Genomic DNA, 22961 nt, shown 5'->3' with positions numbered 1-22961 from the left:
GGGCGTGCCGTTTGGCATATGTTTGTGATGCGCTCGGACGTTTTGGCGTCCGGGCGCTATACTTGACCGAATGAATAGACGAGTTCCGGCCGAATGGCGCGGTGCGGGCTCGACTCACATCGAGCCTTGGAGGTATGTGTGTTTGGTATTGGAGAGGGTGAGCTCGCGATCATCGTGGTCTTCGGCTTTTTGCTGTTTGGCCCGGATAAGCTCCCGCAGATGGGCCGCACGATCGGCCGTGCCATCCGTCAGTTCCGCGAGACGCAGGAAAAGATGACGGCCGTTGTTCAGTCCGAGATTATCGATCCGGTGAGCGAGGCCGCGTCGGCCCCGGTCAAGCCCAAGAAGACTGCTGCGACCGACGACGATTCCGATGTGGACGAGGATGCCGCCGAGACGGCAGCGCCCGCCAAGAAGGAGACCTTTGCCGAGCGTCGCGCCCGTCTTGCTGCCGAGAAGGCCGCAAGCGAGGGTGCTGCTGAGGGCGAAGGCGCTGTTGATGAGGCCGAGGGTACAGAGCCTGCTGCTGCCGTCGAGCCCGAGCCTGCTGCAGAGCCCAAGCCCGAGCCGGCAGAGCCCACGACGGCTGACCTCTACGCCCGTCGTCCCCGCAAGCGCAAGGCCGTCGTCGACCAGCTCGCTCGCGAGCTCGAGGTCGAGGACGATGCCGAGGCTGCTGCCGCCGACGCCCCGAAGGGAGGCGATGAGTAATGCCGATCGGACCTGCGCGCATGCCGCTCTTCGATCACCTGGGAGAGCTCCGTCGCCGCCTGACCATCGTGGTCGTTTCGGTGTTTGCCGCCGCCATCGTGCTGTACTTTGCCACGCCCGTGGTGCTCGATATTCTTGAGGACCCCATCCGCTCCTTTGTGCCGGACGGTAAGTTTTACATCACCACCACGCTCGGCGGCTTTGGCCTGCGCTTCTCGCTTGCCATCAAGATGGCCGTGGTCATGTGCACGCCCATGATCATCTGGCAGATTCTGGCATTTTTCCTGCCGGCACTGCGCCCCAACGAGCGCAAGTGGGTTGTGCCCACGGTGCTCGCCTCGACGGTGCTGTTCTTCCTGGGTGCCATCTTCTGCTACTTCATCATCATCCCGGCGGGCTTTGAGTGGCTCATCGGCGAGACCTCGGCTGTCGCTACGGCGTTGCCCGATCTGGAGAACTACGTCAACATGGAGCTGCTCTTTATGATCGGCTTTGGTGTGGCGTTTGAGCTGCCGCTCATCATCTTCTACCTGTCCGTTTTCCACATCGTGTCCTATGCGGCCTTCCGCAGCGCCTGGCGCTACGTGTACGTAGGCCTGCTCGTGGGTTCGGCTGTGATTACGCCCGACGGCTCGCCCGTTACGCTGGGTCTCATGTATGGCGCCCTGCTCTCGCTCTACGAGATTTCGCTCGCCATCGCTCGCGTGGTCATTACCGCGCGCGAGGGCAAGGAGGGCCTGTTCGTGAGCCGTCTGGACCTGTTCTCGGACGACGAGGACGACGAGGAGTAAATCGGTATGCACGAGGTTGGCATTGTCAACGGCATACTCGATACAGTGATTCGCGCGGCGCGTGGGGCGGGGGCCTCGCGCGCCGTTTTGGTAACGCTGCGTATCGGGGATATGACCGAAGTTGTGCGCGAGGCGCTCGACTTTGCGTGGGAGACGTTTCGCGACGAGGACCCGCTCACGCGCGGCTGCGAGCTTGCCGTGGAGGAGGTCCATCCACAAAGCGAGTGTCTAGACTGCGGCGAGGTTTTCGACCACGATCGCTTCCACTGTCGCTGTCCTCAGTGTGGTGGTGCCAACGTGCGCCTACTGCACGGCCGCGAGCTCGATATCGCAAGTATCGAAATCGAAACCCCCGACGATTAGCCCGCTAGCCATCTGGTGATGGGGTATAAAGGGGCCAAAGTAAGGAGCGCTAAGTATGGCCGAGAAAACGATTGATATTGCATCGCCGATTCTGTCGCGCAACGAGCGCCTGGCAGATCAGCTGCGTCAGCGATTTAATGAGACAAACACCTACGTGATCAATGTGCTGTCGAGCCCCGGCTCGGGCAAGACCACCACGATTCTGGGCACCAACGAGCGCCTGCGTGACAAAGCCGGCCTGCGCTGTGCTGTCATCGAGGGCGATATCGCCTCGGACGTCGACGCCATCACCATGAAGGAAGCCGGCATGCCCGCCATTCAGATCAACACGGGCGGCCTGTGCCACCTCGAGGGCAACATGATCATGGAGGCCGTCGATGCCTTCGACCAGGCCGTCGGTCTGGAGAACATCGACGTCATCTTTATCGAAAACGTGGGCAACCTGGTCTGCCCGGTCGACTTTGACCTGGGCGAGAACCTGTCCATCATGATTCTCTCGGTGCCCGAGGGCGACGACAAGCCCATCAAGTACCCGGGCATCTTCCAACACGCCGGCGCGCAGCTGCTCAACAAGGTCGACGTGGCTCCGGCTTTCGATTTTGACATGGATAGGTATACTAAGACACTCGATGACCTCAATCCGCAGGCGCCGCGGTTTGCCGTGAGCGCGCGCAAGGGCGAGGGCATGGATGCCTGGTGCGATTGGCTCATCGGGCAGATTGAGCAAGCAAGGGCGTAAGTCGGCCGCCATACGGGCGGGCGTAGCCGCAGAGACACGAGATAGGAGCCTCTTTTGAAGCTCATCATCGCAGAGAAAAACGACGCCGCGCGTCAGATTGCCGAGCGTCTGTCCACGGGCAAACCCAAAAAGGACAAGGTGTACAACACCGCCATCTACCGTTTTGAGTGGAAGGGCGAGGAGTGCGTGACCATCGGCCTTGCCGGTCACATCCTTGCGCCCGATTTTTGCGACAGCGTGCTGTTCGATAAAAAGCTGGGCTGGTATTCGGTCACCGAGGACGGCGAGATGCTGCCGGCCGATATGCCCGATGGCCTGGCACGTCCGCCCTACGACACCAAGCGCAAGCCGTTTCTTGCCGATGGTATCTCCATCAAGGGCTGGAAGCTCGAGAGCCTGCCTTACCTCACCTGGGCGCCCGTCATTAAGCTGCCGGCCGAGAAGGAGCTCATCCGCTCGCTCAAGAACCTTGCCAAGAAGTCCGACAGCGTCATTATCGCCACGGACTTCGACCGCGAGGGCGAACTGATCGGTTCGGACGCCCTCAACAAAGTGCGCGAGGTTGCGCCTGACTTGCCGGTCGCCCGCGCCCAGTATTCTTCATTTACCAAGGCCGAGATTACGCAGGCCTTCGATAATCTTGTCTCGCTCGACCAGAATCTGGCCGACGCCGGCGAGAGCCGCCAGCACATCGACCTCATTTGGGGCGCGGTGCTCACGCGCTACCTGACGCTCGCCAAGTTTGGCGGCTTTGGCAACGTGCGCTCCGCCGGCCGCGTGCAGACGCCGACGCTTGCCCTGGTGGTCGAGCGCGAACGCGAACGCATGGCGTTTGTGCCCGAGGACTATTGGCAGATTCGCGGCATGGGTGCCGCTCAGGGTGCTGCCGAGGATGACCGCTTTAAGATTGCGCACAAGACGACACGTTTTACCGACAAAGATGCTGCCGAGACGGCGTACGGCCACGTCGACGGCGCCAAGACGGCAACCGTTGCCGCGGTGACCAAGCGTTCGCGTAAGCAGCAGCCGCCCACGCCGTTTGCGACGACCTCGCTGCAGGCTGCCGCCGCGGCCGAGGGCATCTCGCCTGCACGTACCATGCGCATCGCCGAGTCCCTCTACATGGCGGGCCTCATCAGCTATCCGCGTGTCGACAACACCGTGTACCCTGCGACGCTCGATCTGGGCGCCGTGGTGAGCGACCTGGCAAAGATCAACCCGGCGCTGGCGCCCGTGTGCAAAAAGGTACTCGCCGGCCCCATGAAGCCCACGCGCGGCAAAGTCGAGACCACCGACCACCCGCCCATCTACCCCACGGGCGAAGGCGATCCGTCCACGCTCGATGGCGGCCAGCGCAAGCTTTACGACCTCATCGCCCGCCGCTTCCTGGCGACGCTCATGGGTCCCGCGACTATCGAGAACACCAAGCTCGAGCTCGATGTGAACGGTGAGCCGTTCGTGGCTTCGGGCGATGTGCTCGTGACCCCGGGTTTCCGCGAGGCGTACCCGTACGGACTCAAGCGCGACGAGCAGATGCCTCCGCTGGAGCAGGGCGACACGGTCGACGTGTTCGACATTAAGCTCGAGGCCAAGCAGACCGAGCCGCCCGCGCGCTACAGCCAGGGCAAGCTCGTGCAGGAGATGGAAAAGCGCGGCCTGGGCACCAAGTCCACGCGCGCGAGCATCATCGAGCGCCTGTACGCCGTGCGCTACCTCAAAAACGATCCCGTGGAGCCGAGCCAGCTGGGCATCGCCATCATCGACGCGCTGACGCAGTTTGCCCCGCGCATCACGAGCCCCGATATGACCAGCGAGCTCGACGGCGACATGACCCGTGTGGAGCGCGGCGAGGACACCGAAGAGCATGTCGTGACGCACTCGCGCGCGCTGCTGGCCGGCGTGCTCGACGAGCTGCTCAAGCACACGCAGGAGCTGGGCGACGCCATCAGCGACGCCGTCACGGCCGATGCGCGCGTGGGCGCCTGCCCCAAGTGCGGCAAGGACCTGGTTATGAAGACGAGCGCCAAGACCCGCGGCAGCTTTATCGGCTGCATGGGCTGGCCCGACTGCGACGTGACCTATCCGGTGCCGAGCGGCGTCAAGGTGAGCCCGCTCGAGGGCGAGGCCGCCGTATGCCCCGAATGCGGTGCGCCGCGCATTAAGTGTCAGCCGTTCCGCCAGAAGGCTTTCGAGATCTGCGTGAACCCGACGTGCCCCACCAACTACGAGCCCGACCTTAAGGTGGGCGAGTGCAAGGTGTGTGCCGAGGCCGGACGCCATGGCGACCTGATCGCGCACAAGAGCGAGAAGAGCGGCAAGCGCTTTATCCGCTGCACCAACTACGATGACTGCGGCGTGAGCTATCCGCTGCCGGCGCGTGGCAAGCTCGAGGCGACGGGCGAGACCTGTCCCGAGTGCGGCGCCCCCATCGTGGTGGTCAACACGGCGCGCGGTCCGTGGCGTATCTGCGTCAACATGGACTGCCCGACCAAGGAGAAGAAGCCCGCCCGCGGTCGCAAGACCACAACCAAGGCGAGCACGGCAAAGAAGACGACGGCGGCCAAGAAGACGACGGCTAAGAAAGCCACTGCCGCCAAGAAGACGACCGCGAAGAAGTCGACTGCCAAGAAAACAGCCGCCGACAAGTAACGGCGCAGTCGAAACATTGCCCAAAAAAACGAGCGAGGACCCCGCGATCCTCGCTCGTTTTTTTGACCGGCAGTTAGGGATGTTCTTTTTCTGCCGGCAGTTTAGGAACGTCCCTAACTGCCGGCTCGGGAACGACAAAGCGCTAGTTCACCTCGACAGGCTTGGCGCCGGGATAGCGCTCCTCAAAGTCTAGGCGGTACTTATTGTCATTGGTGCCCGCCACGTTGTCGCGCGACAGCGGCGCCACGATCTCATTCTTGTGGTCCGCAGGCTTGGCGTATTTCAGGCTGATCTCCCAGGCATCACAGATTGCGTCAATGCGGTGATCCAGGTCGTCGTACAGGGCGATGATGTCCTTCCAGGAGCTGTAGTTCTTGGAGCTCGTCGGGACGTCCAGGTCCTCGACGATGTCGTAATACTGCTCGATGGTGTCCTCCGTGCGCTCGGCGACGTCGGCGAGATTTTGACGGGTGGTTCGATCCTCTTCCAGATAGTTGCCGTTGAAGTTCTGCGCGCAGCCACGGACCTGGCTGTCGAGATCTTCGAGCAGGTCGTAGTATTCGCTCAGTCGGCGGTAGAGGTTCTGCTCAGAGAGCGTTGCTTCGCCGCCATCCTCGTCGTCATCATCGTCATCGTCGTAAAGGCTATTGGGATCGCCGAGAGGCTCAAGGTCATCATCGTCAACATCGTGGTGCAGCTTGGTAACCTCGGCGGTCGTCTGCGTACCGGCGTTGTCGAAAGGCTTGATCACAAAGAAAATGACCAGGGCGATGATGATCGCCACCAGCACAACGATAACGGCGATAAGCGGCCCGGTGCCGCTCTTTTTGGAAGCGGGGGTCTGTGGCGAAGCGGGCGCGTATGCGGGAGCCGGCTGCTGTTGGGGCGAGCCGCTCGCGACGGGTATGCGCTGCGTGGTCTCGACGGCCTCGGTCCTTGCGGCGGGGTCGGGGCTATAGGCGAGGGGGTCGTCCGCCTTGGCTTGCGGCGCATCAAGGGAGCCGGTCTGCTCAAAAGCGGGCTGGCTATCGCTCGCGGCTGTTTGCTCAACGGGTGCACCGCACGAGGTGCAGAACTTGGCATCATCTGCAAGACGCTTGCCGCACGAGGCGCAATACCGAGACATTGCCACTCCTTTCGCCACATTTCAATGCAATACGACGATTATACCCAGCATTCAAAATTCCCCATCATACGTTGCGGTGAAATAGGGACTGTTTGGCGGTCTCAGGGCTTCAATCAGTCCCTATTTCACCGCAACTTTAGCCGGCAGTTGGGGACGTTCCTTTTCTGCCGGCAGTTTAGGATCGTCCCTAACTGCCGCCCTAATGACTAGGTTCGATTTGGGGTGCGCCGGACGCTGGGGTATCATGGCTTGGTTGATATATCTGCATTTACGCGCCTTGTAGGAAGGGGCTGCGCCCATGGCTTTTGAGCCTGCTCAACATAGCTTTATCACGCTCGAGGGCGTCGACGGTGCCGGCAAGTCCACGCAGGCGCGCCTGCTTGCCCGCGCGCTCGAGCTCGCTGGCCACCAGGTTGTGAGCCTGCGCGAACCGGGCGGCACCGCCATCAGCGAAAAGATCCGCGCCCTGCTGCTCGACCCTGCCAACACGACGATGGGCGATACCTGCGAGCTGTTGCTCTACGAGGCTGCGCGTGCCCAGCTGGTGCACGAGGTCATCGCGCCCGCCCTCGCTGCCGGCAAGGTGGTCCTGTGCGATCGCTTCTACGATTCCACGACCTGCTACCAGGCATTTGCCGATGGGCTCGACCGCCAGATGGTGCGAGATGCCAACAACCTGGCCGTCGCGGGTACGCACCCGGCGCTCACACTCGTCTACCACATCACGCCCGAGCAGGCGGCGCTGCGCATGGCGGCCCGTGGTGCGGCAGATCGCATGGAGGCAAAGGGCATGGCATTCCAAGAGCGTGTCTACCAGGGCTTTTGCGCAATTGCCGCCGAGGAGCCAAACCGCGTAAAGCTCATCGACGCCACCGCGACCATCGAGGAAGTCTTCGAGAAGACGGTCGAGCAGGTTCGCGCCTACGGCCTCGATATTTCCCAGGACGCCGTCACCGCTGCGCTTGCCCAGGAGGCCGAGTAACATGGCCCCCGCTCAGGCAAGCCTGCTGGCCAAGCTCGACACCCAAGAGCGCGTGCGCGACTTTTTGACCAACGCCGTCGCCAGCGGTCGCGCATCGCACGCCTATCTGTTCTTGGGAGCGCCCGGCGCGGGCAAGCTCGACGCCGCGTGGGCGCTCGCCCAAGCCTTCCTGTGCGAGCAGGATGGCTGCGGCGCATGCGACAGCTGCGTGCGCGTCGCGCGCCATACGCATCCCGACGTGCACTATTACACGCCCGAGAGCGCCACGGGCTACCTCATCGCCCAGACCCGCGAGCTGCTCGACGACGTGCCCCTGGCGCCCATCCGTGCCAAGGCCAAGGTCTACATCATCGACCGTGCCGAGCAGCTGCGCGCCAACACCGCTAACGCGCTGCTCAAAACACTCGAGGAGCCGCCCGAGGGCGTCATGTTCATCTTGCTGGGCACCTCGGCAGACGTGATGTTGCCCACCATCGTGAGCCGCTGCCAGTGCGTGCCGTTTCGGCTGGTGTCGCCCGCCGTGGCCGCGCGTGCCGTGAGTCGCGCCACCGGTCAGGACCCTGCGCGTTGCCGCATAGCCGTCGCCGTAGCGGGAAGCCCCACGCGTGGCATCGAGTTCCTCAAGAGCGCCGAGCGCCAGGATGCTCGCCGCCAGATGGTCCGTGCCATCGATTCGCTCATCGCCGCCGACGAGGCCGATGTGCTCAGCCGCGCCAAGTCGCTCATCGTCGCCGTTAAGGCGCCGCTCGCCGAGGTCAAGTCCACGCAGGAAAAGGTGCTCGAGCAAAACGCCGATTACCTGTCGCGTGGAGCATTGAAGCAGCTTGAGGACCGCAACAAGCGCGAACTCAACGCGCGCGAGCGTTCGGGTATCATGGAAGCGCTGGCGAGCGCGCGGACGCTCATGCGCGACGTGCTGCTGACACTTCAGGACGAGGCAGCCGACGTGGTGAACGAGGACGTGCGCGACACGATCGGTCGGCTTGCCGCCGCGACCAATGTTGCGGGTGCCACCCAGGCGCTCGAGGCGGTCGCGACCGCCGAGCGCAACATCGCCAGAAACGTTACTCCCCAGCTGGCCATCGAGGTCATGCTGTTCGATATCAGGAAGGCACTGAAATGCCGTTAGTCGTACCCGTTAAGTTTACCTACGCCTCGCGCGACCTGTGGTTTGACCCGCAGGACCTGGATATCCTCGAGGCCGATTATGCCATTTGCTCCACCGAGCGCGGAACCGAGATCGGCTTGGTTACGGCCGATCCCTTCGAGGTGCCGCAAGACGAGATCGGTCAGCCGCTCAAGCCCGTACTGCGCGTGGCGAGCGACATTGACCTGCAGCTTGCCGACGATCTTGCCATCCAGGGCGACGAGGCCATGGTCGATTTCCGCCGTCTGGTCAAAGAACTCGACCTCGAGATGAAGCCGGTCGGCGTCGAGTACCTGTTTGGCGGCGAGAAGGCCGTGTTCTACTTTGCGGCCGAGGAGCGCGTCGATTTTCGCCAGCTCGTCAAGGATCTGTCCTCGACGCTGCACATTCGCGTCGACATGCGCCAGATCGGCGTGCGCGACGAGACTCGCCTGGTGGGCGGCTATGCCCAGTGCGGCCAGGAGCTCTGTTGCACGCGCTTTGGCGGACAGTTTGAGCCCGTCTCGATCCGCATGGCAAAAGAGCAGGACCTGCCGCTCAATTCCTCCAAGATCAGCGGCGTTTGCGGCCGCCTGATGTGCTGCCTGCGCTATGAGTTCGAAGCGTACAAGGACTTTAAGAGCCGTGCGCCCAAAAAGAAGACGCTCATCGATACGCCGCTCGGCAAGGCGCGTATTCAGGAATATGACACGCCGCGTGAGCAGCTGGTGCTGCGCCTGGAGAACGGCAAGGTCTTTAAGGTCAACCTGGCCGATATGACCTGCTCGGAGGGCTGCAAAAAGAAGGCCGCCGAGCAGGGCTGCAACTGCCGCCCCGACTGCGTGACGCGCGACGTGCTCGAGCGCATCGAGTCGCCCGAGATGCGTCTGGCGCTTATGGAGCTCGACCGCGAGAACGGCGTCGACGTGGGCGATGGCCTGTCGAGCGCCGACCGTCTGGCCGGTACGTCGATGCCCAAGCGCCGTCGTCGCGATGCTGAATCCGATGCTCGCGCCGGTCAGGGGCAGGGCGAGGGTCGTGGCCGCGGAAAGGGCCGTGGCAATGCCGCAACGCCTGAGGCCGAGGAGGCCGCCGGTGGCCGTCGTCGTCGCAAGCGCGCAGGCTCGGGCGATGCTGCCGAGGCTGCAGCCGCGGGCAAGAACGCCTCTCGCGAGCGCGAGGCTCAGCAGCCCCAGCAGCAAAACCGCGGCGGTGGCATGAACCCCACGCGCCGTCGCCGTCGTCATCTGTCGAGCGAGGAGCGCGAGGACGCCTTCCGCGCCGCAGCTGCTCGCGAGGCTGGTGCCGCTTCCAAGGGTCCCTCGGCCTCCGATGCGCCTGTCGACAAGGGCGGCAAGTCACGTGGCGAGGAGGAGCGCGCGCCGCGTCCGCGCCGTCGCCATTCCTCGGGCGCGCAACAGAAGCCCTCAGTGCCCTCCGTTGCCGATCAGGTCTCGGATGGCGAGGTCAAGGTCACGCGCCGTCGTCCCGGAGATGGCGGGGGAGCGGCTGCCAAGGCTTCGCGTGGTGCCGCTCGCGACGAGTGCGAGCCGCGCGAAGATCGTGGTGGCGAGGGCTCGGCCGACCAGGGTCAAAAGCGCCGTCGTCGTCGCCGTTCCCGCAAGCCGCGCCAGGATGGTGGCGAGGGCTCGACCCCGTCTTCGTCCGCACCACAACCGCCCGCCGGCGAATAACGCCCGCGAGCGGATTTAGCCCGCCTTGCCCCGAGGGCATCGGGGTATCATAGCGCTGAATCAACAACCCTCCCTGCGACCGAACGTAGGGAGGGTTGTGTCTTGAAGAGCCATCTGAACAAATTGAGCCGTCTGCAGGGTGCCGGCGCCCTACCGTTTGCGGACGAATTGCTGCCGTTTGCCGAGCGGGCGGCACGCGAGGCACTCGAGGCATTGTCGCCAACACGATGTGCCGGCTGCGAGCGCGCCGGTGCGCTTATTTGCCAAGACTGCCTGGCCGCGCTCACGCTCATCGACCCACGTCATAGCTGTACCCGATGCGGAGCCCCGTTTGGGGATTTGCTGTGCACTGAGTGTTCGGTCGAGGGCACGTCCTCGGCAATGGCGGAGACGCTCGACCGCTGCCTGGCGTGCTCCGTCTATGCGCATCCGCTGCCGCGCATCATTAAAGCGTACAAGGACGCGGGCGAGCGACGCCTGGCTCCGTATCTGGCGGAGCTGCTCTACGACACCGCCCTGCATGCCCAGGTCGTAGCGCCCGAACGCTTAGGAGGTGTGCTGTCCGGTGCGGATGCGGTGGTGTTTGTGCCTGCGACGGCGGCAGCGTTTCGGCGGCGTGGCTTTGATCATATGGAGGCCATTGCGCGCCCATTTTGCGAGCTGTCGGGTGTTCCCCTGCTCGATGCCCTCGTCAAGTACGGGCATGGCGACCAGCGCGAACTCGGTCGTGAGGAGCGTCGCGAGCGTGCCCAAGGCATGTACGAGACGGTTGAGGACGTGCACGGCCGCCGCTTACTGCTTATCGATGACGTTATCACCACGGGCGCGACCATGGCAGCAGCCTCGGCGGAGCTCAAGCGTGCCGGCGCTGCGGCAGTCGATGGCCTTGCTATCGCACGTGTTTGGTAGGGGTGGTTTTGTGGCAGTGAAGATTGAGCGGCGCAACGAGCCGACAGGCGAACAGCTAGCGGCTTCCGTAATCCTAACAGGCGCCTCGGCGCTGCGCATGATGCGCGCCGAGCGCCGGCAGATGGGCTATATCAGCTGGAAGGACCTTAATCTCGATGAAGAGCGCCGTGTGCTGCGCACGTCGTCGCCCTCGACCGAGGATATCTATCTTCCTGACTTGGTGCGAATTGGAGCCGCAAGCGGCGAGGTACAAGAGGATTTGTGCTTGCTGGTAGGGTCTGCAGCACAGCGCCGCCGCATTCTTGGCGTGAGCTGGTCCGTATGCTCCGGGTTGCCTGCTGGCTCGATTCTAGAGGTGGAACCGGGGGTGTACAGCCTATCTCCCGAGGCCCTTTGTGTTGCCGTTGCGCGCGAGGTCGGCTGCATCCAGGCGTTTGCCCTGGCCCAGGAGCTGTGCTCCAAGATTTCACTGAGCGATCGCGGGAAGTATCTGCCTCCCTACACCTCGCCTGTTACGAATAAACTTGCAAAGGACAAGGACCAGCCAGCAGACGTGGGCTACTTTGAAGTCGAGCCGGTGCTGATGCCCGATCGTCTGGCAGATTACCTTACGACATGCAAGGGAAGCACGGCCAAACAATTGCAGCGTCTGTGTCCCTACTTGTCAGAAAACCTGCTCTCGCCCATGGAGTGCATCATGCTCGCTCTGTTTTCGCTTCCGTTTTCCTATGGCGGGTTTGCCTGCGGACCTTTTAAGACCGACTACAAGATCGAGTTCGATGACCGTGCGCAGGCAATCTCGGGGATGCCTCATGCAGTTTGCGATGCGTATCAAGAAGCGGCCCGGTTTGACCTGGAATACAACGGTGAGCTGGGCCATTCCTCTCGGAGGGGACGTATCCATGATGAAAAGCGCAACACGGGCTTGATTACTATGGGAATCGAGGTCGCGACGGTCAATAGCGAAATGCTCTGTGACATGGAAGCGATGGAAGCGCTCGCATGGCGCATGCACCAGCGTATGCGAAAGCGGTACCGGAATCGTGTCGATGCTCGCAGGAAGAAGCAAGAGGCGTTGCTTAACACGCTGCGGGCGTGTTTTGGGCTTAAGCCGGTCTAATTCACGTCGAAAATAGGGGGTTAATCATATGCCCTGGCCAAAATATGGCAAATATGAGTACTGTCACTAAATCAGTAACAGCAAAATCAAGGCATTTAGGACTCGGAGGCGGCATAAAGTAAGAAGATAATAAACAAATGTGGAATAACTAAGCATCAGGTTGGCGACACTGAGCGCAAAATCTGTCCGAGAGGCCAAAATTGCCTGTTACTAAATTGGTAACAGTACTCATATTTGCCATTTTTTGGCCACGGCACCCTAGGAAGGGTGCCCCGGAGCTCCCCATAGGGGAGCTCCGGGCTTCACAGAGGCACGAATAGCCCACTCCGACCTGCGAAATCTGTACTCGCGATGCGAATAACGTCCCTAACCTTAAACTTTAGCTTGAACTTAGCTATAATGCGCTACGTTCCTGCCAGGCTGTGGTTGCGGACGGACGAAATGCCCGTCCTAGTCCAAGACAGACGCGGTCAAAGGGATCCACGTAAGCGACCGCGTGCGCGCGGCGCGATCATGGCGCGTCCTAGATGTAAGCCGCACCGTCCGTTCTACTTTTTTTGGGGCAATACCGCCTCGCGGGCGAGCGGGCCAGTCGTGAAGGTGGCTGCGGCCTCCCGAGCAAACGCCCCGGTGCGCAAGTGTGGGGTCAAATACCAGGTCAGCTGGTGGGAACAATCTGATATTCCGCGCAACGCACGGATCGTATACGACACAGAAGGCAGGGTAGTGGACATGGTGAGGGGCAGCTTGATGCACGCGGCTCGGTTAGGTGCTGGGACCGCAGCGGTCATCGCCGTTTTGGGCCTGAGCGGATGCGCGTTCAACCCGCTGTCTACGTTCACGACTCCCACGATCGACCAGATCGAGTACGAGACCGTCACGCCCACGGTGTCGGATGATGCCCTGGTCACTCCCGGTACCCTGACGGTTGCCCTCGATACCTCCGATGCGCCGCAGGCCATGCAGGGCGCTGACGGCGAGCTCACGGGGTATGCAGTCGACGCTGCCCGCGCCCTCGCAAGCCGCATGGGCCTTAAGGTCGCCTTTGTCGATGCGTCCTCGGCAGGTTCCGCGCTCGGTGACAAAAAGGCTGATATCTTTATCGGCGAGATCAACTCCACGGATGGGGACGTTAGCTCGCTCGGCACGTGCCTGTACGATGCCGCTTCCGTGTTCGGTAAAACCAGCGATGGTGGGTCGCTGAGCGTTTCCACCGATACCCTTAACACGTCTACTCTGGGTATCCAGATGTCCTCGGCCTCGCAGGAGGCGCTTGCTAAGCAGAGCATCACCGCCAACCAAAAGACTTACTCCAACATCAACGAGTGCTTTGAGGCGCTCGAGTCCGGCGAGGTCGACTATGTGATCTGCGACTCCACGGCTGGCGGTTACCTTGCGCGACTGATGAGCGAGATCTCCTATGTCGGTGCGCTCGAGGCGCCCTCGACGCTTGGTGTTGCAGGCCTTTCGTCCAATGACGAACTGTGTCGTGCCGTGAGCGATGCCCTCGACGGTATTACGGCCGACGGCACGCTCGAGGCGGTCCACTGCGTCTGGTACGGCACGATGCCCTACGACCTCACCACTAAGACGGTTTCGGGCGCTAACGTGCAGCCGGGCGACTCTGAGTCCAGCGAGACCACATCCTCCGGCAGCGAGTCCTCCGATTCCAACAATGAGACCGCATCCTCCGAAGACAAATCGTCCAGCCAGGAAGACACCATCACCGACGACGACATTAACAAGCTTAATAGCTAGTTATTGCTAGGGGTGGCGTCTCCTATGCGCTAGGAGAGATGTCCCTTCACGGTTTCAACACGCACTGCCGGGCTTCCCCAATAGGGGAGCCCGGCTTTTTCATCTCTATAAAACCAGCAGGTCAAAGCCAATTTTCGGGACCAAATACAAAGTCGCCGGCTCCCTCCTATAGCGCACTTTGCCACAGAAAAGTGCGAGACTTCGGTATGCGGTATCAAGCAATCGTTATTCGGGTCTTTGGGAATCCGCGTGATTAAATGCACGGCAATGGGTACATAGCCAGTACAGTAAGTCCCCGAGGCAGATTGGAGCCACGTATGGATATCAAGGTTTCTGGACGCAAGACGACGGTAACCGATGCTCTGCGTGCGCATGTGGATGAGAAGATCGGCGAGGCGCTCAAGGTTTTCGATATCGAGCCCATGACGGTCGACGTTGTACTTCGCTATGAGAAGAACCCCTCGAACCCCAACCCGGCAATCGTCGAGGTTACGGTTCGTGCCCGCGGTTCGGTGATTCGCGTTGCCGAGCACGGTGCAGATATGTACGCCGCCATCGACCTCTCCGCCGATAAGGTCACCCGCCAGCTGCGTAAGTTCAAGACTAAGGTCGTGGACAACCGCCAGGGCGGTGCCAGCGCCGCGGATGTCGCGCCGGTCGAGCGCGTCGAGGATCTGGCCGACCTGCTGCTGCCCGAGGAGGAGGACGACCTGCTCGTCCGCGAGAAAGTCATCGATGTCACCCCGATGACTGAGGAGCAGGCGCTGGTGCAGACCGATCTGCTCGGCCACGACTTCTACGTGTTCGAGAACGCGACGACTGGCCTCATCAATGTGGTGTATCACCGTAAGAATGGTGGATATGGCATCATCAAGCCCCGCATCGAAACACTTGACGAGTAAAATACGTTAACTTGCATGAGTTAACGGTTGGCGGCCATCCCATGCGGGTGGCCGCCTTTTTACGTAAGGAGTCGCTTTGATGGACAAGGCCGCATCCGCCGGTCATTCGGACCGTTGCCGCATCGTCGTCGATACCTGCTGCGACTTTAGCCCCGAGGTCGCCGCGAACCTCGATGTCGATATCTTGGGTTTCCCCTTCATTATCGATGGCGAGGAGCGCACGGATGACATCTGGTCGAGCATCACACCCAAGGAGTTTTACGATCGCATGCGCGCCGGTGCCCGCGTGTCCACCTCGGCTGTGTCGCTCGGTCGCTATATCGAGTTCTTTACCGAGTGCGCCAAAGAGGGCACGCCCACGGTCTACCTGTGCTTTACCTCGGCGCTGTCGTCGAGCTACAACTCCGCGTGCCAGGCGGCGGACGCCGTGCGCGCCGAGTATCCCAACTTTGAGCTGTACGTGGTCGACAACGCTCTGCCCTGTGCGACCGGCGAGCTCTTGGCGCTTGAGGCCGTGCGTCAGCGTTCGGCGGGACTGACCGCCAAGCAGCTGGTCGACTGGGCAAACGAGGCCAAGACCTATGTCCACGGTTACTTTACGCTCGAGAGCTTTGACGCGCTGGCTGCCGGCGGCCGCATTCCGCCCGCGGCGGCACAGCTCACGGCAAAGCTCGACGTCAAACCCGAGCTGTCCTACGACCTGGCCGGCTCGCTGTCGCTGATCGGCGTCAACCGCGGTCGCAAGAAGGCGCTCAAGTCCATTCTCAAGTCGTTCCGCGAGAACTATGTGCCCGATCGCACCATGCCCATCGCCATTATGACGGCCGATGCCGAAAAGGACGGCGACTGGCTCGAGGCCGCCATCCGCAAGGAGGAAGGCTGCGCCGACGTGACCATCATCCGCAGCTCTGTGGGCCCCACCATTGGCTCGCACGTGGGCCCCGGCATGGTGGCTTGCGCGTTTTGGGGCAAGAACCGCGCCGACAAGGCGTCGCTTTCCGACCGCATCGCCCGCCGCGTGCGCGGTCAGTAGGCAAGTAACGCGGCCGTAATCGCCCTCGACTCACAGCCCAACGCTGGCACCGAGTATTCAACCTGGTAATAACACCCAACCCAAAAGGAAAGGTTTCATGGCAAACAAGCTCTCCGTCGCATTTATCGGCACCGGAATCATGGGTGCCCCCATTGCCGGCCACATCCTGGATGCCGGCTATCCCGTCACGGTCAACAACCGCACTAAGTCCAAGGCCGCCGCGCTTATCGAGCGCGGTGCCGTTTGGGCCGATACGCCGGCAGATGCCGTGGCGAACGTCGACGTCGTCTTTACCATGGTGGGTTATCCCTCCGAGGTCGAGGAGCTCTACCTGGCGGGCGACGGCCTGTTGGCCTGCACTAAGCCCGGCGCGGTGCTGATCGACCTCACCACGAGCTCGCCCGAGCTCGCCCGTGACATTGCCGAGGCCGCCCAGGTTTCCGGCCGCATGGCGTTTGACTGCCCCGTCACCGGCGGCGAGTCGGGCGCTATCGCCGGTACGCTCACGGCTATCGTGGGCGCTACCGAGAACGACATCGCGCCGGTCCGCGACATCCTTGCCACCTTTGCGGCCAACATCTGCTGCTTCGACGGCGCCGGCAAGGGCCAGGCTGCCAAGCTCGCCAACCAGGTGTCGCTGGGCGCCTGCATGGTCGGCATGGCAGACGCCATGGCATTTGCCGAGCTGAGCGGCCTTGACCTGGAGAAGACCCGCCAGATGATCCTGGGCGGTACCGGCAAGTCCGGCGCCATGGAGAGCCTGGCTCCCAAGGCGCTTGACGGCGACTACAAGCCCGGCTTTATGGTCGAGCACTTCATTAAGGACCTGCGCTTGGCGCTCGCTTACGCCGATGACCGCGAGCTCGCGCTGCCCGGTGCCGACGTCGCTTTTACGCTCTACGACATGCTCGACGCCATCGGTGGCGCCAAGCTGGGCACCCAGGCCATCACGGTTCTCTACAAGGAGGAGGCCGACGCCATCGCCGCCGGTCTGGACTGGTCGCAGTATCGCCCCGAGGAGCATGGCGCTCACGAGGAAGGTTGCGGTTGCGGCGAGCACGGCGAGGACCATGAGTGCGGCTGTGGCCATCACCATGGCGAGGACCACGAGTGCTGCGGCGGCCACGGCCATGACGACGGCCACGAGTGCTGCTGCGGCCACCATCACGGGGAGTAGCGCCCATGAGCTGGACGTTCGTGGTGCTTGCGCTGGTACTCTTTCTCTTTGCGATCTACATCGGCTTTCTGTGCGGCCAGTGGGCGTGCGAAAAGCGTGTCATCACCAAGCGCGACTACTGGATTGCCAACTTTGCAGGAGCGGCGGCGGTCGTCCTACTGACCTGGGTGTTCTCGCTGTTCCCGCTGGTGCAGTTTGCGCCGATCGGCTGGCTCGGCGGCTTTATCGCCGGCCTTAAGATGAGCTTTGGCGAGTCCGTCGGTCCATGGCGCAAGCACGACGAGGTTTTTAACGTCAACAAGGCTCATCGCGCCGCCGCCGACGCGGGCGACGCCGAGGAGCGCCGCCGTGCACGTCGCAATGGCGCGGCCGACCGGCAGCTCATCTCGGTCACCGATGACAGCAAGGGTGCTGGCAAGCACGCTAAGAAATAGTAAGAAGAGGTAACTATGGCAGAAAATAAAGACGAACAGCTCACCGACGAGGAGCTGGCACAGCTTCAGCTGGCAGAGGAGAATGAGAACGCCGTCGACCGCCTGGTCCAAGAGCTCGGCTGCCCCACGCGCCGCATCCGCCAGTTTGCCGCCCGTGTGCTGCACCTGCTTGCCGAGCGCGATCCGCAGCGCGTCGTGCCCTGCGTGCCAGCGCTGATCGAGGCGCTCGACCGCCCCGAGGCACAGACCCGCTGGGAGGCGCTCGATGCCCTGGCGGCGCTCGCCACCACCTGCCCCGAGCAGATGGAGGACGCCTTTGAGGGCGCCGAGACCGCGCTGTTCGACGAGATTTCCTCCACGCTGCGCTATGCCGCCTTCCGCCTGCTGTGCGTATGGGGCGCCACGAGTGTCGAGCGTTCGCGCGAGGCTTGGCCCATCCTGGACGAGGCCATCCAGTGCTACCACGGCGACCTTGAGTATCGCGATATGCTCGGTTGCCTGTACGAGTTTGGCCAGGGCGAGATCGACGCCGAGGTTGCAGAGAAGCTTGCGCTGCGCCTTAAGTTCGATGCCGAGAACGGCAAGGGCAGCTATCTCAAGGCGCGTTCGAGCGAGATTTGCGAAATGCTTGTTAAACGTTTTGGCCTGGATCTCTCCAAAAAGAAGAAGCGTGCTAGCGTTAAAAAATCTGACGACGCCGAAGACGAGGAGTAACAGATTATGGCGCACGATGTAGTCCTGATTCCCGGTGACGGCATCGGTCCCGAGATTACGCAGGCCATGCGCCGCGTGGTCGAGGCCACCGGTGTCCAGATCAACTGGAACGTCCAGGAGGCCGGTGCCGGCGTCATGGACGAGTTTGGCACGCCGCTGCCCCAACATGTGCTCGATGCGGTCGCCGAGACCAAGGTTGCCATCAAGGGCCCCATCACCACGCCGGTCGGCACAGGCTTCCGCAGCGTTAACGTCGCCCTGCGCAAGCACTTCGACCTGTACGCCTGCGTGCGCCCCTGCCTGTCGCAGCCGGGCGACGGCTCGCGCTTCCGCGACGTCGACCTGGTCATCGTGCGCGAGAACACCGAGGACCTCTACGCCGGCATCGAGTTCGATGAGGGCGCTGCCGAGGTCGAGGAGCTCTCACAGCTCGTCGAGCGTTCGGGCCAAAAGACCTTCGCCGCCGATTCCGCCATCTCGATCAAGCCGATCTCCATCGCCAAGAGCCGTCGCATTGTGGAGTATGCCTTTGAGTACGCCCGCCGCTGCGGCCGCAAAAAGGTGACGGCCGTGCACAAGGCCAACATCATGAAGGCGACCGACGGCCTGTTCCTGCGCGTGGCGCGCAAGGTGGCCGCCAGCTATCCCGATATCGAGTTCAACGACAAGATCGTCGACGCCACCTGCATGGGCCTAGTCCAAAACCCCAACGACTTCGATGTCCTGGTGCTGCCCAACCTGTACGGCGACATCGTGAGCGACCTGTGCGCCGGCCTGGTGGGCGGTCTGGGCATGGCACCCGGCTCCAACATCGGTGCCGACTGCGCAATCTTTGAGGCTACGCACGGCTCCGCGCCCGATATCGCTGGCCAGGATGTCGCCAACCCCACGGCCGAGATTCTCTCTGCTGCGATGATGCTCGATCACCTGGGCGAGAACGACGCCGCCAACCGCATTCGCGCCGCCGTCTCCGCCACGCTTGACGAGGGCGAGCAGGTTACCGGTGACGTGCGTCGTGCTCAGACCGGCTCCGTCGAGGGGGCCGTGGGCACGCAGGCCTTTGCCGATGCCGTTATCGCGCACCTGGCCTAAGGCACGCACGCTGCAAACGCCTAAATAGTACTTAAGTGTTTGCGTATAACCTAAGAATGAATACGCCCGGCGCCTCGTCGGGCGTATTCTATTGGGGACTATGTTTCCTAACAAGGAGTAATTGATATGGGTCTGATTCAAAAGAAGGACGAGAAGGACGAGATCGACGGTATCCAGATCATCGAGCGCGGCGAAGGCCCCGACGGTGACGAGGACGAGAAGATCGACCTGGTCGCCGGCACGTCTGCCGAGCACATTGCCGCCGGCACGACGGCCGAGGAGGAGGATGCTCGCCTGGAGGCAAAGATCGCCGCGGACGCCGCCGACGAGAACCTCATGCCCGAGGAGCAGGACGAGGACGACTCCGACGCGGACGACCACGCATCCAAGCACAAGAAGACGATGATTGCCGCCTTTGTGGTTGCAGTCGTGATCGCTGCGGTGGTCGGCTTCTTTATTGGCAATGGCGGCTTTGGCGGCAAGGGTGTCGGTTCGTCGACCCTGACCGAGGACCAGCTCGATTCGACCGTGGCAAGCTATAGTTATAACGGCGAGAAGAGCGACATCACCGCGCGCGAGGCCATTGAGAGCCAGTACAGCCTCGATACCGTCAAGGATAGCAACGGCAACTACACCGCCCCCTCTGCCGACGTCATCCTGTCTTACGTGCGCAACAAGATTCTGCTCGATGCTGCTGAGGACGAGGGCATTACCGTCTCCTCTAAGGAGATGAAGAAGTACGCCGAGGATTCTATCGGCACCTCGGACTACGACACCATGGCCAAGCAGTATGGCGTGTCCAAGGACCAGGCCAAGCAGATCGTCCGTCAGTCCGCGACGCTGCAGAAGCTCTACAAGAAGAAGGTGGGCGATGCTTCCGCGAGCATGTCGACCGCTCCGACCGAGCCTTCTGACGGCAACGAGGACACCGCGAGCAAGGATTACGCCGATTACATCATCAACCTTGCCGGTGACGAGTGGGATAGCTCGAAGGGCACCTGGAAGGACGAGAACAGCACCTACGCTAAGGCCTTCGCTAACGATGCCTTTACCGCCGATAGCGCCACCTATAAGCAGGCCATGACCGCCTATTACACCGCTTACCAGCAGTATTCTTCGCAGGCTTCGAGCGCCAGCTCCAAGTGGACTGAGTATGCCAACGGCCTGTACGCCAAGGCCAACATCAGCATCTACGGCCTGTTTGCGTAAGATCTGCCTGAGCTTTCGAGCGCGAAGTCGAAATATCTGATTGAGCCCGCTAGAACGCGTCGTTCTGGCGGGCAATTTGCGTTGAGGGCGTGATTGGCGGCTTAATTATGGCTATTCATCTTTAAGTCCAAAAAGGCTATCGGCTTCATCGTCGGATATATATTCCAGTACATCGCCCGGTTGGCAGTCGAGTGCCCGGCATATCGCGTCAAGAGTTGAAAAGCGCACGGCAGAAACCTTGCCCGTCTTGATGCGCGACATATTGACCTGGGAGATGCCCACGCGTTCCGCAAGCTCTTTGGATGAGATCTTGCGTTCGGCGAGCATGCGGTCGAGCCGCAGAATAATCATGGATTCCCCCTAGAGCAACTCGTCATCTTGTATTTGCAGGATACACCCGTACTGGAAGACGCTGGCAATCAGGCTAATAATCAGGCCTGCAAAGACCATAGAGAGGTCGAGGTGCTGGCCGCCAAGCGCATCCGTAAAGTTGCCGCCAAATCCTGAGAGTATCAGCCCCGTGACTATGGCACCAAGAAGCTTCACAGCAACGCCGCCAATAAGGAACAAATGTCCTACTTGACGTAGTATGCGGATGCATTCGAGGTCAAAGGGCCTGCCCGCCTTTTCAATGGCGGAGAAAAACCTGTATGCGCTTAGCACAATGGCAAGCGCAAGGCATGTCATCATGGCGCTCCCTATGGCAGTATGACCGTCGTGCGCGACAAGCATAAGAGGGGTCTGTTCATTGGCGCCGACGAGAGCGAGAGATGGCCCTTCGCCGGCATTAAGCTCTACGGATTGGAGGCAGAACCCTTGGGAGAGGCTAGGCAATATGAGTAGAAGCTCGATTGCAATGACTGCGAGGAGTCCCAGAGCGAGCGCTACGGCGGTGCAGATTGTGGCCCATTTGCAGATGTGAGCGAGCTTCCTCAGATCGGCTATTGCCTGTTCGCGGTTGATGGGTTCATTCGATTTGGATACGTTCCAGCGGATCATAGCTCCTCCAACCAATGTCTAGGATGATATTTAAATCTTATAACATACTTAATGATAAACGATAAACAATTACAGATTAGAGTAAGTTATGTTTGTAAGACGAATAGCGAGAGCTTATGGCATATTTAGGGAGTGAGAGTTTGGCACGTGGGGGATGGACGAGTATCGAAATTTCCCGCAACCGCGCAAGTGCTTCATCGGGTCTCCCTAATTCATATGGAAAAGGAGCTGCAAACGATTGGAAATAACCGCTGAGCGGTCGAAAACTACCGTTCACCGATAATTTCTAAACTGGTTCTAACTGGTATTAAGTCAAAAAGACCAATTCACATATCTTCACAATGACCTGCAATTTTTCTACATGCTATTTTTAGCCGCCCTACGTTGTTTAGACACAGAAAAAGATCCGATCTTTTGCCAAAGCATTTCGAAAGGGTTTCAAAACCGCAGGTAGAAGTGTTAATGAGCGGTAAACGGTCGATTTTTCGCCGTGAACGGTGCAAAAACGTTTTACTGTATGAATCAACGAAAGCAACCTCTTCTGTGGTGATATAGTGACAACAACACGTCACGTGGTTACTACCAGTTGAGAGACCACTGGTTCTCAAAGAACGCTTTCCAAGAAGCTTTAAGGGCGATTGCCCGTTGGCTTCCGAACATCATCGGACTCAGATCGTACACACCTTCGGAAGGGAAATTTGAATGGTTGGCTTTATTCTTACCGGTCATGGACAGTTCGCACCCGGCCTCGCAAGCGCTATCGCTATGGTCGCTGGCGACCAGCCCGCTTTTACCGTCGTTCCTTTTGAGGGCGACCAGGCTGCTTCCTACGGTGAGGATCTCCGCGCCGCTATTACCGCCATGCGCGAGGAGTGCGATGGCGTGCTCGTCTTTACCGACCTGCTTGGTGGTACCCCGTTCAACCAGGCAATGATGATTGCCCAGGATGTCGACAACGTCGAGATTCTGACTGGAACTAACCTTCCCATGGTTATTGAGCTTCTGTTCCTCCGCGGCAACGCCACGCTCGCCGAGCTTGGCGAGCAGGCCGTGACCGTTGGCCAGACGGGCATCACCGCCCAGACGGTCGCATCCGTTGCCGGCTCCGAGGAAGAGGATATCTTCGGCGACGAGGACGGCATCTAATGGCCGATTTCGGAGCCAACGTCCTGAGCTCCTCGGTTGCCCTTTTAGGCCTGCTTGTCGTCATGGGCTTGATTTACACCATCTGGTCGCAAATCAACATGAAGAAAAAGCAGAAGTACTTCAAGGAGCTGCACACCGAGCTCAAGCCGGGTCAGGAGGTTCTTTTCGCCGGTGGTATCTACGGAACCGTCAAGGGCATCGAAGGCGAAAAGGTCCAGATCAAAGTCCGATCCGGTGCCGTCGTAGATGTTTCGCGTTACGCGATTCAGGAGATCAAGTAACTGTCG

23 protein-coding genes are annotated in these 22961 nt (G+C 61.1%); 20 read left to right on the top strand and 3 right to left on the bottom strand.

What is annotated here, in order from left to right; all coding sequences use genetic code 11:
• The first annotated feature begins 138 nt into the window (after positions 1-138).
• From CHY22_RS03330 to CHY22_RS03310, 5 genes are read left to right on the top strand one after another with little or no spacing between them, the layout of a single operon-like run.
• Entirely contained in the window at positions 139-711 is a 573-nt protein-coding gene (locus tag CHY22_RS03330; RefSeq protein WP_158551206.1) for a twin-arginine translocase TatA/TatE family subunit, read from the top strand.
• Positions 711-1502, top strand: coding sequence for a twin-arginine translocase subunit TatC (gene tatC, locus CHY22_RS03325; protein WP_055285525.1), 792 nt, complete (start codon positions 711-713; stop codon positions 1500-1502). Before CHY22_RS03330 ends, tatC begins: the two co-directional genes overlap by 1 nt.
• 6 nt (positions 1503-1508) lie before the next feature.
• The gene (gene hypA, locus CHY22_RS03320; RefSeq protein WP_022093859.1) at positions 1509-1865 is read left to right on the top strand and encodes a hydrogenase maturation nickel metallochaperone HypA; all 357 of its coding nucleotides are present in this window, start codon (positions 1509-1511) and stop codon (positions 1863-1865) included.
• A gap of 55 nt (positions 1866-1920) precedes the next feature.
• Entirely contained in the window at positions 1921-2604 is a 684-nt protein-coding gene (hypB, locus tag CHY22_RS03315) for a hydrogenase nickel incorporation protein HypB (RefSeq protein ID WP_006235936.1), read from the top strand.
• Between the two features lie 54 nt (positions 2605-2658).
• Positions 2659-5253, top strand: coding sequence for a DNA topoisomerase I (locus tag CHY22_RS03310; protein ID WP_089572420.1), 2595 nt, complete (start codon positions 2659-2661; stop codon positions 5251-5253).
• Positions 5254-5395: 142 nt separating this feature from the next.
• Here the strand turns inward: CHY22_RS03310 and CHY22_RS03305 are convergent, their stop codons facing one another.
• Positions 5396-6379 carry a zinc ribbon domain-containing protein gene (locus CHY22_RS03305; protein ID WP_089572419.1) on the bottom strand — a complete coding sequence of 328 codons (984 nt, stop codon included), beginning with the start codon at positions 6377-6379 and terminating at the stop codon, positions 5396-5398.
• 298 nt (positions 6380-6677) lie between these two features.
• Here CHY22_RS03305 and tmk point away from each other — a divergent pair, with 298 nt between their 5' ends.
• From tmk to CHY22_RS03240, 13 genes are all read left to right on the top strand, one after another.
• On the top strand, positions 6678-7361 hold the full coding sequence (gene tmk / locus CHY22_RS03300; protein WP_089572418.1) for a dTMP kinase: 684 nt from the start codon (positions 6678-6680) through the stop codon (positions 7359-7361).
• A gap of 1 nt (position 7362) precedes the next feature.
• Positions 7363-8490, top strand: coding sequence for a DNA polymerase III subunit delta' (locus CHY22_RS03295; RefSeq protein ID WP_089572417.1), 1128 nt, complete (start codon positions 7363-7365; stop codon positions 8488-8490).
• Positions 8481-10181 carry a regulatory iron-sulfur-containing complex subunit RicT gene (gene ricT, locus CHY22_RS03290; RefSeq protein ID WP_089572416.1) on the top strand — a complete coding sequence of 567 codons (1701 nt, stop codon included), beginning with the start codon at positions 8481-8483 and terminating at the stop codon, positions 10179-10181. The genes CHY22_RS03295 and ricT overlap by 10 nt, the downstream gene beginning before the upstream one ends.
• Before the next feature lie 102 nt (positions 10182-10283).
• Positions 10284-11090: a double zinc ribbon domain-containing protein gene (locus CHY22_RS03285; protein ID WP_233502873.1), complete on the top strand. Its 807-nt coding sequence runs from the start codon at positions 10284-10286 to the stop codon at positions 11088-11090.
• A gap of 10 nt (positions 11091-11100) precedes the next feature.
• Positions 11101-12210, top strand: a complete 1110-nt coding sequence (locus CHY22_RS03280; protein WP_089572415.1) for a hypothetical protein — start codon at positions 11101-11103, stop codon at positions 12208-12210.
• Positions 12211-12960: 750 nt separating this feature from the next.
• Positions 12961-13968, top strand: a complete 1008-nt coding sequence (locus tag CHY22_RS03275) for a transporter substrate-binding domain-containing protein (protein WP_158551164.1) — start codon at positions 12961-12963, stop codon at positions 13966-13968.
• Positions 13969-14285: 317 nt separating this feature from the next.
• Positions 14286-14870, top strand: coding sequence for a ribosome-associated translation inhibitor RaiA (gene raiA / locus CHY22_RS03270; RefSeq protein ID WP_035137685.1), 585 nt, complete (start codon positions 14286-14288; stop codon positions 14868-14870).
• Positions 14871-14949: 79 nt separating this feature from the next.
• The gene (locus CHY22_RS03265) at positions 14950-15903 is read left to right on the top strand and encodes a DegV family protein (RefSeq protein WP_089572413.1); all 954 of its coding nucleotides are present in this window, start codon (positions 14950-14952) and stop codon (positions 15901-15903) included.
• A gap of 97 nt (positions 15904-16000) precedes the next feature.
• The gene (locus tag CHY22_RS03260; RefSeq protein WP_089572412.1) at positions 16001-17080 is read left to right on the top strand and encodes an NAD(P)-dependent oxidoreductase; all 1080 of its coding nucleotides are present in this window, start codon (positions 16001-16003) and stop codon (positions 17078-17080) included.
• Between the two features lie 5 nt (positions 17081-17085).
• Positions 17086-17514: a hypothetical protein gene (locus CHY22_RS03255; RefSeq protein WP_055310425.1), complete on the top strand. Its 429-nt coding sequence runs from the start codon at positions 17086-17088 to the stop codon at positions 17512-17514.
• A gap of 15 nt (positions 17515-17529) precedes the next feature.
• On the top strand, positions 17530-18228 hold the full coding sequence (locus CHY22_RS03250; RefSeq protein WP_089572411.1) for a hypothetical protein: 699 nt from the start codon (positions 17530-17532) through the stop codon (positions 18226-18228).
• 6 nt (positions 18229-18234) lie between these two features.
• Positions 18235-19320 carry an isocitrate/isopropylmalate family dehydrogenase gene (locus CHY22_RS03245; RefSeq protein ID WP_089572410.1) on the top strand — a complete coding sequence of 362 codons (1086 nt, stop codon included), beginning with the start codon at positions 18235-18237 and terminating at the stop codon, positions 19318-19320.
• 126 nt (positions 19321-19446) lie between these two features.
• Positions 19447-20529 (top strand): hypothetical protein, encoded by a 1083-nt coding sequence (locus tag CHY22_RS03240; protein ID WP_089572409.1) that lies wholly within the window; start codon positions 19447-19449, stop codon positions 20527-20529.
• Positions 20530-20640: 111 nt separating this feature from the next.
• Here CHY22_RS03240 and CHY22_RS03235 read toward each other — a convergent pair whose 3' ends face one another.
• Positions 20641-20856, bottom strand: a complete 216-nt coding sequence (locus tag CHY22_RS03235) for a helix-turn-helix transcriptional regulator (RefSeq protein WP_255413283.1) — start codon at positions 20854-20856, stop codon at positions 20641-20643.
• Positions 20857-20889: 33 nt separating this feature from the next.
• Positions 20890-21528 carry a DUF2975 domain-containing protein gene (locus tag CHY22_RS03230; RefSeq protein WP_089572407.1) on the bottom strand — a complete coding sequence of 213 codons (639 nt, stop codon included), beginning with the start codon at positions 21526-21528 and terminating at the stop codon, positions 20890-20892.
• 702 nt (positions 21529-22230) lie between these two features.
• Between CHY22_RS03230 and CHY22_RS03225 the strand changes: the two genes are divergently transcribed.
• Both CHY22_RS03225 and yajC read left to right on the top strand, forming a co-directional pair.
• The gene (locus CHY22_RS03225; protein WP_089572406.1) at positions 22231-22674 is read left to right on the top strand and encodes a PTS sugar transporter subunit IIA; all 444 of its coding nucleotides are present in this window, start codon (positions 22231-22233) and stop codon (positions 22672-22674) included.
• Entirely contained in the window at positions 22674-22955 is a 282-nt protein-coding gene (gene yajC / locus CHY22_RS03220; protein WP_089572405.1) for a preprotein translocase subunit YajC, read from the top strand. Before CHY22_RS03225 ends, yajC begins: the two co-directional genes overlap by 1 nt.
• Positions 22956-22961: the final 6 nt, after the last annotated feature.

It is taken from the genome of Collinsella sp. TF06-26, from assembly GCF_002232035.1.
GTDB lineage: Bacteria > Actinomycetota > Coriobacteriia > Coriobacteriales > Coriobacteriaceae > Collinsella.
This window is presented reverse-complemented; position numbering and strand designations above follow the sequence as displayed.

Excerpts from the sequence above, each read along its gene's own strand:
- tatC (WP_055285525.1), top strand. The coding sequence starts at position 711 with ATGCCGATCGGACCTGCGCGCATGCCGCTCTTCGATCACCTGGGAGAG.
- hypA (WP_022093859.1), top strand. The coding sequence starts at position 1,509 with ATGCACGAGGTTGGCATTGTCAACGGCATACTCGATACAGTGATTCGC.
- hypB (WP_006235936.1), top strand. The coding sequence starts at position 1,921 with ATGGCCGAGAAAACGATTGATATTGCATCGCCGATTCTGTCGCGCAAC.
- CHY22_RS03305 (WP_089572419.1), bottom strand. The coding sequence starts at position 6,379 with ATGTCTCGGTATTGCGCCTCGTGCGGCAAGCGTCTTGCAGATGATGCC.
- tmk (WP_089572418.1), top strand. The coding sequence starts at position 6,678 with ATGGCTTTTGAGCCTGCTCAACATAGCTTTATCACGCTCGAGGGCGTC.
- CHY22_RS03295 (WP_089572417.1), top strand. The coding sequence starts at position 7,363 with ATGGCCCCCGCTCAGGCAAGCCTGCTGGCCAAGCTCGACACCCAAGAG.
- ricT (WP_089572416.1), top strand. The coding sequence starts at position 8,481 with ATGCCGTTAGTCGTACCCGTTAAGTTTACCTACGCCTCGCGCGACCTG.
- CHY22_RS03275 (WP_158551164.1), top strand. The coding sequence starts at position 12,961 with ATGCACGCGGCTCGGTTAGGTGCTGGGACCGCAGCGGTCATCGCCGTT.
- raiA (WP_035137685.1), top strand. The coding sequence starts at position 14,286 with ATGGATATCAAGGTTTCTGGACGCAAGACGACGGTAACCGATGCTCTG.
- CHY22_RS03265 (WP_089572413.1), top strand. The coding sequence starts at position 14,950 with ATGGACAAGGCCGCATCCGCCGGTCATTCGGACCGTTGCCGCATCGTC.
- CHY22_RS03260 (WP_089572412.1), top strand. The coding sequence starts at position 16,001 with ATGGCAAACAAGCTCTCCGTCGCATTTATCGGCACCGGAATCATGGGT.
- CHY22_RS03255 (WP_055310425.1), top strand. The coding sequence starts at position 17,086 with ATGAGCTGGACGTTCGTGGTGCTTGCGCTGGTACTCTTTCTCTTTGCG.
- CHY22_RS03250 (WP_089572411.1), top strand. The coding sequence starts at position 17,530 with ATGGCAGAAAATAAAGACGAACAGCTCACCGACGAGGAGCTGGCACAG.
- CHY22_RS03245 (WP_089572410.1), top strand. The coding sequence starts at position 18,235 with ATGGCGCACGATGTAGTCCTGATTCCCGGTGACGGCATCGGTCCCGAG.
- CHY22_RS03240 (WP_089572409.1), top strand. The coding sequence starts at position 19,447 with ATGGGTCTGATTCAAAAGAAGGACGAGAAGGACGAGATCGACGGTATC.
- CHY22_RS03235 (WP_255413283.1), bottom strand. The coding sequence starts at position 20,856 with ATGCTCGCCGAACGCAAGATCTCATCCAAAGAGCTTGCGGAACGCGTG.
- CHY22_RS03230 (WP_089572407.1), bottom strand. The coding sequence starts at position 21,528 with ATGATCCGCTGGAACGTATCCAAATCGAATGAACCCATCAACCGCGAA.
- CHY22_RS03225 (WP_089572406.1), top strand. The coding sequence starts at position 22,231 with ATGGTTGGCTTTATTCTTACCGGTCATGGACAGTTCGCACCCGGCCTC.
- yajC (WP_089572405.1), top strand. The coding sequence starts at position 22,674 with ATGGCCGATTTCGGAGCCAACGTCCTGAGCTCCTCGGTTGCCCTTTTA.